This is a genomic window from Rhizobium sp. 05L429, from assembly GCF_056397645.1.
In genome coordinates this window covers 19,912-36,360 of record NZ_JBFTNV010000031.1, presented here as the reverse complement: position 1 = coordinate 36,360, position 16,449 = coordinate 19,912, and the positions used below count along the sequence as shown (strand labels likewise).

General features: G+C 61.5%; 15 protein-coding genes. 7 read left to right on the top strand and 8 right to left on the bottom strand.

Features of this window, described 5'->3' with window-relative positions; genetic code table 11:
• Positions 1-3: 3 nt before the first annotated feature.
• The 4 genes from AC1DNW_RS26850 to AC1DNW_RS26835 all read right to left on the bottom strand — a co-directional run bounded on the left by AC1DNW_RS26850 (position 4) and on the right by AC1DNW_RS26835 (position 3,450).
• Positions 4-690, bottom strand: coding sequence for a GltB/FmdC/FwdC-like GXGXG domain-containing protein (locus tag AC1DNW_RS26850; RefSeq protein WP_113309950.1), 687 nt, complete (start codon positions 688-690; stop codon positions 4-6).
• A gap of 55 nt (positions 691-745) precedes the next feature.
• Positions 746-1,642 (bottom strand): class II glutamine amidotransferase, encoded by an 897-nt coding sequence (locus AC1DNW_RS26845; protein WP_113309949.1) that lies wholly within the window; start codon positions 1,640-1,642, stop codon positions 746-748.
• Between the two features lie 90 nt (positions 1,643-1,732).
• On the bottom strand, positions 1,733-2,416 hold the full coding sequence (locus AC1DNW_RS26840) for a helix-turn-helix domain-containing protein (RefSeq protein ID WP_037098373.1): 684 nt from the start codon (positions 2,414-2,416) through the stop codon (positions 1,733-1,735).
• Positions 2,417-2,490: 74 nt separating this feature from the next.
• Entirely contained in the window at positions 2,491-3,450 is a 960-nt protein-coding gene (locus AC1DNW_RS26835) for a GlxA family transcriptional regulator (RefSeq protein WP_477854909.1), read from the bottom strand.
• A gap of 88 nt (positions 3,451-3,538) precedes the next feature.
• On the opposite strand from AC1DNW_RS26835, the gene AC1DNW_RS26830 reads away from it, so the two are divergent.
• The 5 genes from AC1DNW_RS26830 to AC1DNW_RS26810 all read left to right on the top strand — a co-directional run bounded on the left by AC1DNW_RS26830 (position 3,539) and on the right by AC1DNW_RS26810 (position 8,862).
• Complete coding sequence (locus AC1DNW_RS26830; protein ID WP_477854908.1) at positions 3,539-4,789, top strand: sarcosine oxidase subunit beta family protein; 1,251 nt, start codon at positions 3,539-3,541, stop codon at positions 4,787-4,789.
• A 12-nt stretch (positions 4,790-4,801) separates the two neighbouring features.
• Positions 4,802-5,080 carry a sarcosine oxidase subunit delta gene (locus AC1DNW_RS26825; RefSeq protein WP_477854907.1) on the top strand — a complete coding sequence of 93 codons (279 nt, stop codon included), beginning with the start codon at positions 4,802-4,804 and terminating at the stop codon, positions 5,078-5,080.
• Positions 5,077-8,010: a sarcosine oxidase subunit alpha family protein gene (locus tag AC1DNW_RS26820; RefSeq protein WP_477854906.1), complete on the top strand. Its 2,934-nt coding sequence runs from the start codon at positions 5,077-5,079 to the stop codon at positions 8,008-8,010. The genes AC1DNW_RS26825 and AC1DNW_RS26820 overlap by 4 nt, the downstream gene beginning before the upstream one ends.
• Positions 8,003-8,524, top strand: coding sequence for a sarcosine oxidase subunit gamma (locus AC1DNW_RS26815; RefSeq protein ID WP_477854905.1), 522 nt, complete (start codon positions 8,003-8,005; stop codon positions 8,522-8,524). The genes AC1DNW_RS26820 and AC1DNW_RS26815 overlap by 8 nt, the downstream gene beginning before the upstream one ends.
• A gap of 167 nt (positions 8,525-8,691) precedes the next feature.
• Positions 8,692-8,862 carry a substrate-binding domain-containing protein gene (locus AC1DNW_RS26810; RefSeq protein WP_477854904.1) on the top strand — a complete coding sequence of 57 codons (171 nt, stop codon included), beginning with the start codon at positions 8,692-8,694 and terminating at the stop codon, positions 8,860-8,862.
• Positions 8,863-9,048: 186 nt separating this feature from the next.
• Here AC1DNW_RS26810 and AC1DNW_RS26805 read toward each other — a convergent pair whose 3' ends face one another.
• The 4 genes from AC1DNW_RS26805 to AC1DNW_RS26790 are packed head-to-tail and all read right to left on the bottom strand — an operon-like array spanning position 9,049 to position 14,110.
• Positions 9,049-10,578: an ABC transporter substrate-binding protein gene (locus tag AC1DNW_RS26805; RefSeq protein ID WP_477854903.1), complete on the bottom strand. Its 1,530-nt coding sequence runs from the start codon at positions 10,576-10,578 to the stop codon at positions 9,049-9,051.
• Positions 10,579-10,605: 27 nt separating this feature from the next.
• Positions 10,606-11,430 carry an ABC transporter permease gene (locus AC1DNW_RS26800; RefSeq protein WP_113295903.1) on the bottom strand — a complete coding sequence of 275 codons (825 nt, stop codon included), beginning with the start codon at positions 11,428-11,430 and terminating at the stop codon, positions 10,606-10,608.
• A complete protein-coding gene (locus AC1DNW_RS26795) occupies positions 11,430-12,401 on the bottom strand; it encodes an ABC transporter permease (RefSeq protein ID WP_113295904.1) in 972 nt (323 codons plus the stop codon). The genes AC1DNW_RS26800 and AC1DNW_RS26795 overlap by 1 nt, the downstream gene beginning before the upstream one ends.
• Entirely contained in the window at positions 12,401-14,110 is a 1,710-nt protein-coding gene (locus AC1DNW_RS26790; RefSeq protein WP_477854902.1) for an ABC transporter ATP-binding protein, read from the bottom strand. The genes AC1DNW_RS26795 and AC1DNW_RS26790 overlap by 1 nt, the downstream gene beginning before the upstream one ends.
• Positions 14,111-14,386: 276 nt before the next feature.
• Here AC1DNW_RS26790 and AC1DNW_RS26785 point away from each other — a divergent pair, with 276 nt between their 5' ends.
• Both AC1DNW_RS26785 and AC1DNW_RS26780 read left to right on the top strand, forming a co-directional pair.
• Complete coding sequence (locus AC1DNW_RS26785) at positions 14,387-15,100, top strand: SDR family NAD(P)-dependent oxidoreductase (RefSeq protein ID WP_113309942.1); 714 nt, start codon at positions 14,387-14,389, stop codon at positions 15,098-15,100.
• Positions 15,101-15,122: 22 nt separating this feature from the next.
• A complete protein-coding gene (locus AC1DNW_RS26780; protein WP_477854901.1) occupies positions 15,123-16,436 on the top strand; it encodes an NAD(P)/FAD-dependent oxidoreductase in 1,314 nt (437 codons plus the stop codon).
• Positions 16,437-16,449 lie beyond the last annotated feature (13 nt).

Genomic DNA, 16,449 nt, shown 5'->3' with positions numbered 1-16,449 from the left:
AACTCAATAGGCGTCGGCATTGTCGACGTTGAAATTGTAGAGCTTGCGGGAAGAACCATAGCGGCTGAACTCCTCCGGCAGCGCATCGGTAATGCCCGCCTTTGCGAGCAGAGCGGAGAGAAGCTCGATATGTTCTGCCCGCATTTCCTTCTCGATACAGTCCGCGCCGAGGCTCTCGACCTTGCCACGCACGAAGATGCGGGCCTCGTATAGGGAATCTCCGAGCGCATCGCCGGCGTCGCCGAGCACAACGAGGTTGCCAGCCTGCGCCATGAAGGCGGACATGTGGCCGATATTGCCACGCACGACGATATCGATGCCCTTCATCGAGATGCCGCAGCGCGAAGAGGCATTGCCCTCGATGACGAGCAGGCCGCCGCAGCCGGTGGCGCCCGCATACTGGCTGGCGTCACCCTTGATGGTGATGCGGCCGGACATCATGTTTTCGGCGACACCCGGACCGGCCGAGCCGTGCACGGTGATGACCGCCTCCTCGTTCATGCCACCGCAGTAATAGCCGACGCTGCCGTGGATATCGATGCTGACGGGCGCATGCACGCCGGCGGCGACGGCATGGTGGCCGCGCGGATTGACGACGTCGAACTGCAGGTCGTTATCGCCTGACGCCACGTCATGCAGGGCTTGATTGAGGTCACGAAGCGGGGTCACCGCAAGATCGAATGTGGGCATGAAATCGTCCTGAAATGAAATCGAGCCGATGGGATGAGGGCGGCCGCAGCAGCCCTCAGCGTTCCCAGAAATAGACGGTCGCAGGCTCCGGCTCCCAGACGCGCGCGGCCTCGATGCCGGGCAGGTTGACGAGCGCGCGGTATTCGGAGCCGAAGGCGACGTACCGGTCGGTCTCGGCCATGACGGCGGGCTTGCAGGCGATCGCATCGCGCACGACGCCGAAGCCGGACTTGGTGCCGACGACGAAGGTGAAGAAGCCGTCGAGATCGTCGACGGCGCCTTCCAGAGCCTCGCCGAGATTCTTGCCCTTGGCCATTTCTGCGGTCAGGTAGGCGGCTGCAACCTCGGTGTCGTTCTCAGTCTCGAAGGTCATGCCTTCGCGCTTGAGTTCGCGGCGCAGGTTGTTGTGATTGGAGAGCGAGCCGTTGTGGACGAGGCACTGGTCGGAGCCGGTGGAAAAGGGATGGGCACCGAGCGTGGTGACTGCCGATTCCGTCGCCATGCGGGTATGGCCGATGCCATGTGTTCCAGCCATGGAATTGACGGCGAAACGCGAAACGACGTCCTTCGGCAGGCCGGTTTCCTTGTAGATCTCGATCGCGTCGCCGCTGCTCATAATGCGGATGTCGGGGCGCAGCTCGGCGATAGCGGCGCGGCCCTCTTCGAGCATGTCCTTCGGCAGGGTGACGACGGCATGGGTGCTCTTGATGTCGATTGAGACCTCCGTGCCGAGTTCCTTCTCCAGCTCAGCCTCAAGGCCCGAGAAATCCTTCTTCGGCTTGGCGGACTGGACGGTGATCTTGGCGCTGTCGCCGCTGCTTGCGCCATAGATCGCAATGCCGGCGCTATCAGGTCCGCGGTCCGTCATCGTCACCAGCATGGATGACAGCATCGCGCCGAGCGCCGGCTCCAGGCTTTTATCCTTCAGGAAGAGACCCACAATTCCGCACATGACAGAACCTCCATTTCGCGTCTGCAAAATGACTATCAGGTCTGTTTTGGGTTTTCAACCTGCAGGAATATTTTTTTCTTTTAAGGCAAGTCAGTCATTCTTGCCGCGTTGCGGATAGCTGATGATGGAGAGATATCGGCTCGGCAATTTCACAAGTTTTTCCGGCCCGTGCGGCGCATCAGCATCAAAGAACAGGCTGTCGCCCGGCTGCATCGGGAAAAGCTGGTCGCCATGGCGATAGACGACCTCTCCGTCCAGCATGTAGATCAGCTCCATGCCCTCATGCTGGAAGGTCGGAAAGACATCCGAATCCGTGGTCAGCGTGATGAGATAGGGCTCGACGATCACGCCGCTGCTGTTGTTGTCGATATGGCCGAGCAAATTATACTGATGGCCGGCGCGTGTGCCGCGGCGCTCAAGCTCGATGCCCTGCCCCGCCTTGACGAAGACGGCGTTGCGCGGCTCCTCGTACCGGCGGAAGAAGGCCGTCAACGGCACGCCGAGGGCGCGCGAGAGCGATTGCAATGTCGTCAGCGATGCCGAGATATTGCCGTTCTCGATCTTCGACAGCATGCCGAGCGAAATGCCGGTCGCGGCAGCAAGGTCGGTTACGGTAATGCCGAGCTTCTTGCGATAGGCGCGAACCTCATGGCCGATCGCCATTTCGAGATTGTTTTCCTTCGGCTCGCGCACCGCATGCGGATTCTGGGACAGGGCCTGACGAACCGCATGGGCATGCTCCTGGCTCGACGTTTCATCCAGCTTGATCTTCATTCACGGTCCTTCGCGCACTCGCTCTTTGCAAGCACCCTATCGCCAGAGTGAAATCTTCTCAACCCTGAAGAAAGTCAGAGCCTGCGGACTGAACTCGGACTGGTGCCGTAGAGGCCGCGAAAGAGGCGCGAAAAATGCGCAGCGCCGGAAAAACCTGTCGCAATGGCGATCTCGGAGATCGACAGCGGGCTCTGCTCAAGGAGCCTTCGGGCGTGCTGCAGCCGGATGCGTCTGTATAGCTCGAGGAAGGTCGTATCGAGGTGAGCGGCGAACAGGCGGTCGAGATGGCGCGGCGTCACCCCGGCAATGCGGGCCATGGCTGCACGGTTGAGCGGCATCTCGATGGTTTCCTCCATCTTCTCTACGACGCTCAGCAAGCCCGGATGGTGCACGCCGTAGCGCTCGGCAAGGGAAGCGCGCTGCGGCGCTGTCGGCTGAGCGACCTCGGCATGCAGGAACCAGTCGCTGACCCGGCGGGCGAAATCCGGCCCCATACGCTCGGCGATCAGCGCATGCATCATGTCGAGCGGCGCAATGCCGCCGCCGCAGGTAATGCGGTTGCCGTCGACGACGAAACGCGCCTGGCGCGGCGACAGGTCGGGAAAGGCTTCGAGAAGCGCCGGCGCATGCTCCCAATGGATTGTAAAGTCACGGCCTGTCAGCAGCCCGGCCGCGGCCAGCAGATAGGGACCGCCCGAAATGCCGCCGATGCGTACGCCTTCGCGCGCGAGCTGCCGTATGCAGGAAAGCACGGCCGGATAGTGCCAGTCGCGCGGAGAACCGCCGGCGCAGACGAAGACAGTGCCGAGCCCGAAACCGCGACCGGGAAGCGGCGCGGCCGGGACGGGTACGCCGCCGGAAGACAACACCGCCCCGCCTTCCGGCGAAAAGCATGAGATGCGGTAGATTTCCCGCCCGGCAAGCAGGTTGGCCGCGCGCAGCGGCTCGCTCGCCGAGGCATAGGACATCAGGGCAAATCCCGGCAGAAGAATGAAGCCGATGGAATGCAGGTTTTTTGTTTCGATAGACGCCATGTCCCTTTCTTATCGATAAATGTCCTAAACAGGCAAGTCACACCTCGCCTTTCTGGCATCATGGCACCAGCTCCCACCGGATCTATCCATGCGCTATTCCGCTCTCTCCATCTTCTTAAACGGGCTTCGCGGCAACAACAGCTGGGCACCTGCCTGGCGCCAGCCTTCGCCGAAGCCGCATTATGACGTCATCATCGTGGGTGGCGGCGGCCATGGTCTTTCGACGGCCTATTATCTCGCCAAGACGTTCGGTATCACCAACGTCGCCGTGCTGGAGAAGGGCTATCTCGGCTCCGGCAATATCGGCCGAAACACGACGATCATCCGCTCCAACTACCTGCTGCCCGGCAACAACCCCTTCTACGAGTTGTCGATGAAGCTCTGGGAAGGGCTGGAACAGGATTTCAACTTCAACGCCATGGTTTCGCAGCGCGGCGTGCTGAACCTCTTTCATTCCGATGCGCAGCGCGATGCCTATACAAGGCGCGGCAATGCCATGCGCCTGCACGGCGTCGACGCAGAGCTCCTCGACCGGGCCGCGGTCCGCAAGATGCTGCCCTTCCTCGATTTCGACAATGCCCGCTTCCCCGTMATGGGCGGCCTCCGCCAGCCGCGCGGCGGCACGGTGCGCCACGATGCGGTCGCCTGGGGCTATGCCCGCGGCGCCGACAGCCGCGGCATCGACATCATCACAAATTGCGAGGTCACCGGCATTCGCGGCGAGAATGGCAGTGTGACAGGCGTCGAGACCACCAGGGGCTTCATCGGTTGCGGCAAGCTGGCGCTCGCTGCCGCCGGCAATTCCACCGTGGTCGCCGACATGGCGGGCCTGCGTCTGCCGATCGAGAGCCATGTGCTGCAGGCCTTCGTCACCGAGGGGCTGAAACCTTTCATCGACACCGTCGTCACATTTGGCGCCGGCCATTTCTACGTTTCACAGTCGGACAAGGGCGGCCTCGTTTTCGGCGGCGATATCGACGGCTACAATTCCTATGCCCAGCGCGGCAATCTCGCCACTGTCGAGCACGTCGCCGAAGCCGGCGTGGCAATGATCCCATCGCTGACGCGGGTCAGATATCTGCGCAGCTGGGGCGGCGTCATGGACATGAGCATGGACGGCTCGCCGATCATCGACCGCACCCATATCGACAATCTCTACCTGAATGCCGGCTGGTGTTACGGCGGCTTCAAGGCCACACCTGCCTCCGGCTATTGCTACGCCCATCTGATCGCCCGCAACGAGCCGCACGAGACGGCGCGGGAACTGCGCCTCGACCGCTTCCGGCGCGGCTACCAGATCGACGAAAAGGGCGTTGGCGCCCAGCCCAACCTGCATTGAGGACATGACGCCATGGCAAGCCTGATTTCCTGCCCGCATTGCGGCATCCGTCCCAAGGAGGAATTCACCATCCGTGGCGATGCAAGCCTCACCCGGCCGGCAGCCGATGCCGGCGCTGACGCCTGGTACGACTACGTCTATCTGCGGGACAATCCGAGGGGACGGCACAAGGAGTACTGGCACCATTCCTCCGGCTGCCGGCGCTGGCTGGTTGTCGAACGCGACACTGTCACCCACGCCGTTCACACCGTCAGCGATGCCGCGATTGCCAAGCTCGGAGGTGCGGCATGACGAGTTCGCGGCTTCCCGGCGGTGGGCGGATCGACCGATCGAGCACGCTGAACTTTACCTTCGATGGCAGACAACTGGCCGGCCATCCCGGCGATACGCTCGCTTCCGCCCTTCTTGCCAACGGCATCCAGCTCGTCGGCCGCAGCTTCAAGTATCACCGGCCGCGCGGCATCCTGACGGCGGGCGCGGCTGAGCCCAACGCGCTCGTCACGACGGGCACTGGCGGCCGCACGGAGGCCAATACACGTGCCACGATGATCGAACTCCATGACGGGCTCATCGCCCGCAGCCAGAACCGCTGGCCCTCGCTCGGCTTCGACATTGGCGCCATCAACGGCTTGCTGTCGCCCTTCCTGAGCGCCGGCTTCTACTACAAGACCTTCATGTGGCCGGCCGCCCTCTGGGAAAAGCTCTACGAGCCGCTGATCCGCAAAGCCGCCGGTCTCGGCAAGGCGTCCTACGAGCCCGATCCGGATTCCTACGAGAAATGCTGGGCTCACTGCGACCTGCTCGTCATCGGCGCGGGGCCTGCCGGCCTTGCAGCGGCGCTGACGGCTGGACGCGCTGGTGCCCGCGTCATCGTCGCCGACGAAGGTTTCGCGCTCGGCGGCAGCCTGCTCCTCGAAAGCGGCACCGCGCTGCAGGACATGCTCAATGAACTCGAGGGTCTGCCGAACGTCCGTCTCCTGCCACGTACCACGGCCGTCGGCTGGTACGACGACAATGTCTTCGGCGCTGTCGAGCGCGTGCAAAAACATGTGGCACTACCCGATCCGCATCGGCCCATCGAGCGCCTCTGGCGCATCATCGCCAAACAGGCGATCCTCGCCTCGGGCGCCGAAGAGCGGCCGCTCGTCTTCGGCGGCAACGATATTCCAGGCGTGATGATGGCTGGTGCTATGCACAGCTATCTCGGCCGCCAGGCGGTGACGCCCGGCGCCCGCACCGTGATCTTCACCAGTAGTGCGTCCGGCTATCGCACGGCGGGCGCGCTCGAAGCCGCCGGTGTCGATGTCGCCGCCATCGTCGACAGCCGTGATGCGGCCGACAATACCTGGTCCGGACGCGCCCGCGTGCTGAACGGCAGCCGGGTGCGCGACGCGCATGGTGGCAAACGCCTGCGCCATGTCACGATCGAGACCGCTTCGGCAACACAGCGCATCGAGGCGGACGCGCTTGCCATGTCCGGCGGCTGGAGCCCGATCATCCACCTTGCCTGCCATCGCCGCGCCAGGCCGGTCTGGTCGGAGGAAAGGGCAGCCTTCCTGGCGCCGGAACGCCAGCAGGGCCTGTCGATCGCCGGCTCCGCGGCCGGGCTCGGCTCGACGGAGGCCTGCCTCGGCGATGGTGCGGCCAAGGCCGTCGAGGCACTGCAGGCGATCGGCTTCGCAAAGGTCGTGGCCGCCTTCGCGCCTGTCGAGGAAACCGCGGCATCATCGAAGCCGCTCTGGTCCGTCAAGGGCGGAAAGGGCAAGGCCTTCGTCGATTATCAGAACGACGTACACCTCAAAGATCTTGGCCTTGCCGTTCGCGAGGGATATGGGCATGTCGAACTCGCCAAACGCTATACGACCAGCGGCATGGCAACCGACCAGGGCAAGCTTTCCAATATCAATGCCATCGGCATCCTGGCCGAGGCCCGCGGCATGTCGCCTGCCGAAGTCGGCACCACCACATTCCGTCCCTTCTATACGCCGGTCTCCTTCGGCGCGCTGACGGGCGGCTCGCGCGGTCGTCATTTCCAGCCGGTGCGCAGGTCACCACTACATGGCTGGGCCAAGAAGAATGGCGCCGTCTTCGTCGAGACCGGGCTGTGGTACCGCTCCTCCTGGTTTCCACGTGCGGGAGAGACGAGCTGGCGAGAGAGCGTCGATCGCGAGGTTCTGAACATCCGGCAGAATGCCGGCATTTGCGACGTCTCCACCCTCGGCAAGATCGAGGTCTTCGGCAGGGATGCCGCTGCCTTCCTCGATCGCGTCTACTGCAACGGCTTTGCCAAGCTGCCGGTCGGCCGGGCGCGCTACGGCATCATGCTGCGCGAGGACGGCATGATCTACGACGACGGCACGACGAGCCGCTTCGCCGAGGACCATTTCTTCATGACGACGACGACGGCGCTTGCCGCCGGCGTGCTGACCCATCTCGAATTCTGCGCGCAGACGCTCTGGCCGGAGCTCGACGTCCGTTTTGCCTCCTCGACCGACCAATGGGCGCAGATGGCGGTCGCCGGCCCGAAATCGCGCGCGATCCTTTCCAAGATCGTCGACGAGGATATTTCCGATGCCGCCTTCCCCTTCATGAGTGCTCGCGTGGTCTCGCTCCTCGGCGGCTCGCTCGAAGGACGACTCTTCCGGATCTCCTTCTCCGGCGAACTCGCCTATGAACTTGCCGTGCCCGCCGGCTACGGCGAATGGGTCGCCGACCAGATCATGCGGGCAGGTAAGACGCACAGCATCTGCCCGTATGGTACCGAGGCGCTCGGGGTCATGCGCATCGAGAAGGGCCATGTCACCCATGCCGAGATCAACGGAACGGTGACGCCAGGCGATCTCGGCTTCGCCCGCATGGTTTCGGCCACCAAGCCCGACTTCATCGGCAGGGCGATGCTCGCCCGCGAAGGTTTGCAGGCCGAGGACCGCCCCCGCCTCGTCGGCGTCAAGCCGCTTGATCCCGCGACGAGCTTCCGCACCGGTTCTCACATCCTTGCCGAACATGCCGCCGCCACTCTTGAAAACGACCAGGGCTATGTGACCTCGAGTGCTTTTTCGCCGAGTCTTGGCCATACGATCGGCCTTGCGCTCGTCAAGCACGGGCCGGAGCGAATAGGCGAAAAGGTCTTAATCTGGAATGGCCTGAGAAACGAATTCACCGAGGCGGTGCTCTGCAGTCCCGTTTTCATCGATCCCGATAACGAGAAGCTCCATGCCTGAACGTCCCGAACACAAGCCGGCCCTCACGGGCAAGGAGACAGTTGAAGGCTCCGGCATTCGGCTGGAGCCGCTGCCGGAGGGCCACCTCCTGCATGTCATGGGCGCAATCGATGGCGATAGCCTCATCAACGCGCTCTCTGCCGCTGGACTGGCAACGAGCGCTGTGCGGCAGGCCGGTTATCAGCAATGGTACATAACGGGCGAGGAAAGCCTGCCACCCTCGCATATCACGCTCCTTGCCGATCATTTGAGAGGCAGAGGCTTTGTCTGCGACCAGAGCCATGGCCGCATCCGCATCGCTCTTTCCGGTCCCCGCGCTGCGGACGTGCTCGCTCGGGGAACGGCAGTCGATCTCGATCGCGCCGCCTTCCCCGTCGGCCAATCGGCCGTCACACTTTTCGGACATGTCTCCGTCCAGCTGACGCGCACGCAGGCGATGCGCTTCGAGCTCACGGTGCTGCGCAGCTTTGCTGAGGATCTGTATGAGATGTTCGAACGCGTCGTCGCAGCCTGAGCGCGAGCTCGTTGCCGATCTGGGTTCGCCGTTGGACAAGAAAGTCCCGCGTACGGTGCAGGGCAAGGATCGATGAACATGCTTCGGTCTTAGCCGATGCAGGCTATCGTAACCGCAAGCGCGATGGCAAGCGCCGAGAAACCTTAGGAAAATGCCGATACCGTGTCGTGGCCGAGTGCAGCAGCTCGCGTTGGGCGAAGGTCAATGGCGTGTCCGTTCCCGAAGAGCTGTCCATCGTGGGCTGTGACAACATCGAGTTCGGAGAGTTCTCTGATACGACTCTCACCAGCGTTCGCAACAACGGCGCAACGTTGGCCAAAGCGGCTGTCGAACGCTGATCACACTCATGGAGACGCACGGTCCCTTGCCCCCTCCGACCCTGACGCTCCTTCCGGGCGCACTCGTCATCCGCGAAAGCTCGTCCTTGCTCCGCGGCGAACGTCCAGCCCCGATTAAAATGATGGACCATGAAGAACGGCAAAGATTGATGCTACCGGACGCCAAAGCGTCCGGTAGCTGTTGTCTTATTCCACTTTGGTGTTCTCGATGCTGAGGCCCGACTGGAACGTCAGGAAGCCCGGCATATTCGTAAAGCCKGTCACGCCTTTCTTCACTGCGTAGTTCTGTTCGCGCCACATGAAATAGACGAGCGGCGACAGTTCAAGCGCTCTGTCGACGAAGGCGTCATAGACCTTCGCTCTTTCGTCCTTGTCGACGGTCGCCCTGCCCTTGTCGAGCAGCTCATYGATTTGCGGATCGTTGAAATATGGAGAATTGTTGGTCCGAACGAGCTTGTCGCCACCATAGTAGTAGTTGCTCAGCCAATCGGCGTCAGTGATCTCGCCGAGGCTGCCGAGCACCGTAAAATCGTAATCGGCAGAGGTTGCCTTGGACATGCGGCTAGCCCAGTCCGGCAAATCGAGCTTGACCTTGATGCCGATTTTGGCGAGCTCCGACTGAATGGCGATCGCTGTATTTTGGTGGAAACTATATTGAGAGGATGCGAGCAATCGCGCCTCGAAGCCATTCGGATATCCAGCCTTGGCGAGCAGTGCTTTTGCTTTCTCGATATCGTGTGAAAAATAGTTCGCCTTGGATTCGGAATAGCCCATATAGCCCTTTGGAATGGCGATGCCGTAAATCGGGCTACCGAGGCCGTTGAAGGCAGTATTGATGATCACGTTGCGGTCCACGGCATAGGCGATGGCCTGACGAACTTCTGGTTTTGAAAACGGTTCAAATTTTGTATTGAACTGAAGCCCCATGAAGGGACCCGTGTTTCTCAAAAGCTCAGTATCGGGGCCTTTTTCGAGATCCGCTGCATCCTTAGCCGGAACATAGTCGATAATGTCGACGTCACCCGATTTCAGGGCGTTCACACGGGTATTTTCGTCGCTGTAGAAGACGTAGTGGACTTCGTCGAGATCCGGCTTTCCTGGCTTGTAGTAGTCGTCGAATTTCTTGACGACGATCTCCCGTCCGCGCGTCCAACCTGCGAATTTGAAGGGACCGGCGCCGATCGGCGAGGCGGTCGGATTGTCGGCATTCTTGGCAAGCCAGGCCGCCGGCACAATGACGGATTCCGGCAGCGCCAGATAGTCGACAAGCGCAACCGATGGGCTCGACAGGGTCAGTTTTACGGTCTTTTCATCTGGGGTTTCAATCTTCGATATGATCGAAAGCTCATTGCGGAACGCCGCCTTTCCCTTTGGATCGAGAATTCTTTCCAGCGATGCCTTCACATCTGTAGCTGTCACCGGCGAACCATCGTGAAACTTGGCCTGACGGAGATGGAAAGTGAACTCCTTCGCGTCGGGGCTGATGTCGTAGCTTTCGGCAAGCTCCGGCGTGATCTTTCCATCGACGCCATAATTAACAAGTCCGCGATGGATGGCGAGCTTGACGGTGCGGCCGGATGTACCGGGCTGAATGACCGTATCGAGGGTCGAAGGCTCTCCCGAAAGCCCGAAATAGAGGGTGCCGCCGGCGAGGGCACTTGTCGCGGTCAAGCCCAGAAGGCCTGCAACGAGAGCCATTTGGAGAATTCTCTTCATGATGTTCCCTTTCTTTGTTGATGACTGTCAGTTTTCGCGAAGTCTCGGATCGAGATGGTCACGAAGCGCGTCGCCGAGGACGTTGATGGCGAGGACGGTGACCGCAAGGCAGAGGGAGGGCCAGACGACATACATCGGATTCTGGCTGAGATAACCACGCGCCGTGCCGATCATCTGGCCCCATGAGGGTTCGGGTGGCACGATGCCGAGACCGAGAAAACTCAGGCCGGATTCGAGCAGGATCGCCGCTGCGATCGTCAATGTGGCCTGAACGACCAATGGCGAGAGAATGTTGGGCAGGATCGCCCGCAAGACGACCCGAAGATAGCGCGCTCCCATTGCGTGTTCGGCTTCGACGAACTCTTGTCTGATCACCTGAAGGGCGGCCGATTGCGCAACGCGGGCAAATTGCGGGATGAAAATGATGCCGATGACGACACTGAGGCTGACGACGCCGCTGCGCCAGAAACCGACGGCAAGCAAGGCCAGCAGGATTGCCGGAAAGCTCAGCATGATATCGACGCCGCGCATGACGAAAAAGGCCAACACCGGCCGACTGTAGGCGCCGACGATGCCGCAAGCCGTGCCGCCGATGGCGGCGATTATGGTTGAAATGACGGCTACCAGGATGGTCGGGCGGATGCCGACCAGAAGACGCGATAGGATATCGCGACCGAACTCGTCGGTGCCGAGCAGATATTGCGTCGAACTCGCCTGGTTGACCGCATTCTGGTTGATGGCGAGGGGATCGTGGGGGGCGAGCAGAGGACCGGCCGCTGCTATCGCGAGCACCGCCACCACGACAATGAGACTGGATGCGACCAGCGGTCGGCGAAAGAGGATGTTCGTCATCAGGCGCGCTTCCGGCGGATTCGTGGATCGAGCAGGCTGTAGAGGATGTCGACACACAGATTGATCAGGATGAACAGGGCCGCGATGGTCAGGATGCTGCCCTGCACCAGGGGATAGTTGCGGTTGGAGACGGCTGTGACGAGAAGGGTACTCAGCCCGGGCCAATTGTAGAGAGCTTCGACGAGCACCGTGCCGCCCATCAGATTGCCAAGCTGCAGGCCGATGATCGTCACGATCGGGATCGCTGCATTGCGCAGAACATGGAGCCAGATGACGCGCCGTTCGCGCATGCCTCTCGCCCGAAGCGACCGCACGAAATCGCGCCCCAGGATTTCCAGCATGGACGAGCGCGTCATGCGGGCGATTGAGGCAGCGAGACCGAGGCCGAGTGTGAGCGCCGGTAGGATCAGTTTCTGGAAATGCAGGAAGGCGTTGCGCGAAATGTCCGTATAGCCGCTCGAGGGAAGCCAACCGAGCTTGAGGCTCAGCAGCAAAATGAGAAGCGACCCGAGAATATAGACCGGCACCGAAATGCCGAGAGTCGAAAGCGATGTCAGAAGACCGTCGAGGAATCGGCCGCGCCGCAGGGCGGCAGCGATGCCGACGGGCACTCCGATGATGGCGGCAAGGACGATTGCAGCGCTCGCAAGTTCCATAGTCTTTGGAAGACTGGAGGACACATATTCCATGACGGAAACGCCGTCGAGAGAATTGCCGAGATCGCCGGTTGCCGCATTGCCGAGCCATTTGAAATATTGGGACAGGACTGGCTGGTCGAGACCGAGCTGATGGCGCATGGCGGCAACAGTTTCAGGCGAAGGATTGCTCTCCGGCCCGAGCAGCAGCAAGACCGGGTCCCCCGGCATGATGTACATGATGGAGAAGACGAGCGTCGCGATGACCCAGAGCTGGATCAGCGCCGTGACGAGCCTCGATCCGAGCGTGATGACGAATGTCGACAGGGTTTCCATCAGCGCGCCTCCAGAGCATTTGGTAGGGTCGCGCCGATCTTGGGCACGGCATTGAGAAGCGTGCGGGTATAGTCGGCCCTGGGATTGTCGAAGACATCTGCGGCAGGGCCTGTCTCGACGATCCTGCCTTTCTGCATCACGGCAATCGTATCGCTGACATGGCGCACGACCGACATGTCGTGGGAAATGAACAGATAGGTCAGATCGAATTCTTCCTGAAGATCCTGAAGCAAGTTGAGGACCTGTGCCTGAACGGACACGTCGAGCGCGGAGACCGCCTCGTCGCAGATGAGAAGTTTCGGATTGAGGGCAAGAGCCCGGGCAATGACGATACGCTGGCGCTGTCCCCCCGAAAACTCGTGCGGATAGCGACGCATGGCATCGCGCGGCAGCCCCACGGCATCCAGCAGCCTTGCGACCGTCGCCTGGCGATTGCGCCCCTTCTCGTGGATGTCGATCGGCGCGGCGACAAGGTCCATGACAGTCTGGCGCGGATTAAGCGAGCCATATGGGTTCTGGAAGACGAGCGCAAAGTCGCGCCGTGCAGCGCGTAGCCGGTCGCGGTCGAGCGAGGCGAGATCGCGTCCATCGAATTCGATCGCACCGCTGTCGGGCTGCATCAAGCGCATGACCAGCCGGGAGAGCGTCGATTTCCCGCAACCGGATTCGCCGACAAGTCCGAGCGTGGAGCGCGCCGGAATAACAAGGCTGACAGCATCGACGGCCCGGAAGGGTTGGGGCGGCGACAGCGCGCTCTCGCGTGTCCAGAATGTCTTCGTCAGATTGCGGATATTGAGGAGTATGCCGTTTTCCGGTCCCGGCGCCCGCAGCTTGCGTTCGGCAGGTCGCGCTGCCACAACGCTCGCGATCGCACCGCTTGCGTCTCTTCCGATGACCGGTAGCCGGCTCTTCGGCGCGGAAACCGACGGCATCGAGGCTATCAGCGCCTTGGTATAAGGACTGCCGGGTGCTGCAAAGAGGTTGCCGGTGACGGCTTCCTCCATGAGATCGCCGCGATAGATAACGGCAACGCGGTCGGCGACCTCGTAGATGACGCCTAGATCATGCGTGATGAGCAGGACAGCGGCGCCGATCTCCCTGTTGAGGTCGCGCAACAGACCGAGCACCTGCTTTTGGACAGTAACGTCAAGTGCTGTCGTCGGCTCGTCAGCGATGATAACGTCCGGTTTGCAGGCCACCGCCATGGCGATCATGACGCGCTGGCATTGACCGCCGGAAAGCTCGTGTGGATAGGAGCGCATGCAGCGCGCTGGATCGACGATCCCGACCCTTGCGAGCAGATCGGCGGCGCACTCGCCAGCCTGGCGACGGCTCATCCGCTCATGCAAAAGGATCGCCTCGATGATCTGACTTCCGCATGAAAAGACCGGATCCAGCGAGGCCATCGGATCCTGAAAGATCATCGAGATGCGCTTGCCGCGCAGCTTTCGCAGGATGTCCGGACGAGCCGTCAGTAGGTTTTCGCCGTCGAACTCGACGCGTCCGCCTGTGACGACGGCATTGGGCGGCAGAAGCCCCATTGCCGCAAGCGACAGAATGGTTTTCCCGCTACCGCTTTCGCCGACAAGACCCAGGATCTCACCCGCGACCAGCGAAAGCGACACGCCATTGACCGCAGCGCGCAGGCCCTCGCCCGTCTGGAAGGCGACGGAAAGATTGTCGATTTTCAGAATTTCCCTACCCGGCATACCGCACATCCGATCTGCGATTTCTGCCCACCGTTATCGGCGGACCCGTTCCCGTAGTTTTTGAGCGCTTATGCGCATATTTTGGAGTATTAAGGCACAAAGCGCCAAACTCCGTCAAGCACACGTTTGTATTTTGGTAGAAACTTTCTATTGATGATAGTTTTTGAAGCTTTTTTTGGAATTTCTATCAAATACCGGCTTGTCAGAAACCGAAAGCGCGCATACCGTTCATGCAAACGAATGCGTGACCACGCAGTCGCGACAGGGGAATGGACAATGACAACGCAACAACATTCACGCGTGGTGCTGATTTCGGGCGCAAGCCGCGGCATTGGTCTGGCGATCGCCCGCGAACTCATCGGGCACGGCTACCGTCTCAGCCTCGGCGCGCGCAACATCCAGGCGCTCGAAGCCGAGCTCGGCCCTGAGAGCGGCAGGTTACATTATGCGCATTTCGACGCTTTTGAACCGGCCACATCGGAGCGATGGGTGGCTGCAGCTGCCGAAAAGTTCCAGAGGATCGATGCTCTCGTGAACAATGCCGGCCTCGGCGAGCATGTCTCGCTGATGGACGACAATGACGAGGCCCTTGACCGGCTCTGGGCCGTCAATGTGAAGGCTCCCTTGCGCCTCACGCGCCTTTGCATGCCTCATCTCGAACAGACAGGCGCGGGGCGCATCGTCAACATAGCCTCGCTGTCGGGAAAACGGGTCAGGAACGCCTTCGTCGGCTACAACATGACCAAGTTTGCGGTGATGGGGCTGACCCACACGACCCGTCATGTCGCTTGGGAAAAGGGCGTTCGTGCAACGGCCATATGTCCGAGCTTCGTGCGCACGGAGATGAGCTCCTACACCAACAAGGTCAAGCCCGAGGACATGATCCAGCCGGAGACGCTTGCATCTCTCGTGCGCACCGCCATCGAACTTCCCAACAATGCGGCCATGGCCGAGATGCTGGTAAATTGCCGGCTCGAAGACACGCTCTGATCAATGCCGGCGAGATAGAACCATGTCACGTATCATTCCCGACGCCGTCCCTTCCACGCAGGCCCTGCCGGCAAAGGTGGATGTCGTCGTCATCGGCKGMGGAATCGTCGGCATATCGACAGCACTGGAGCTTGCCGAACGCGGCATCTCGGTTGCGGTTTGCGAAAAGGGACTGATCGCTGGCGAGCAGTCAGGCCGAAACTGGGGCTGGGTGCGGCAGATGGGCCGCGACCCCTCGGAACTGCCGCTCGCGATGGAAAGCCTGTCACTCTGGAAGGGCATGAACACGCGTATTGGCGAGGAAACCGGTTTTCGACAGACCGGTATCGCCTATCTGTGCCGCAATGCACGCCAGGAGGCCGAATATGAGGCCTGGCTGGTGCACGCCCGCGAATTCGGCCTCGATTCCCGGCTGCTGCGAAGCGAGGAATTGCGCCAGCACCTTCCGGGCATGACCGGTGGGTTTACGGCCGCCCTGCACACGTCCACCGACGGCCGTGCCGAACCGTTCAAGGCCGCCCCGGCAATTGCCCGTGGCGCCATCCGCGCCGGAGCCCACGTAATAACGGGATGTGCGGTTCGGTCTATTGAACGCTCCGCAGGTGCCGTCAGCGGCGTGATCACCGAACGCGGGCGCATTGCCTGCTCCTCCGTCGTGCTTGCCGGCGGCGCCTGGTCGCGTCTCTTMAGCGGAAACATCGGCGTTGATTTTCCCCAGCTGAAGATCCTCGGTTCCGTGGCGCGCGCGACATCGGTCAACGGCGTGCCCGAGCTACCGGTCGGTGCGGACAATTTCTCATTCCGGCGACGGCTGGACGGCAGTTTCTCGATCGCCATGCGCAATGCCAATATTGCGCCCATCGTGCCAGACAGCTTCCGCCTCTTTGCCGATTTCGTTCCGACCTTCATCAAAAGCTGGCGCGAACTGAAATTGCGGGTCGGCAACCGCTTCATCCAGGAATGGCGAACGCCGAGCTCCTGGGCAGCAGATGCCATCTCTCCGTTCGAGCAGGTGCGCATTCTCGATCCCGTCCCCTTTGAACGCTTCAACCGCGAGGGCCTTGCGCATCTCGTCAAGGCCTTTCCTGCCTTTGCAGAAAGCCGCATCACGCAAAGCTGGGCCGGCCTGATCGACGTGACGCCGGACGCAGTTCCCGTCATCGGTGCGGCCGGCGGCATTCCCGGTTTCTTCATTGCCAGCGGCTTTTCCGGCCATGGCTTCGGCATCGGTCCCGGCGCTGGAAAGCTGATGGCCGATCTCGTAACCGGCGCGCAGCCGAGCGTGGATCCGGCACCATTCCGCTTCGATCGTTTCAAGAAGACCAAGGCGGCCTGATCCGCCCGCGTAA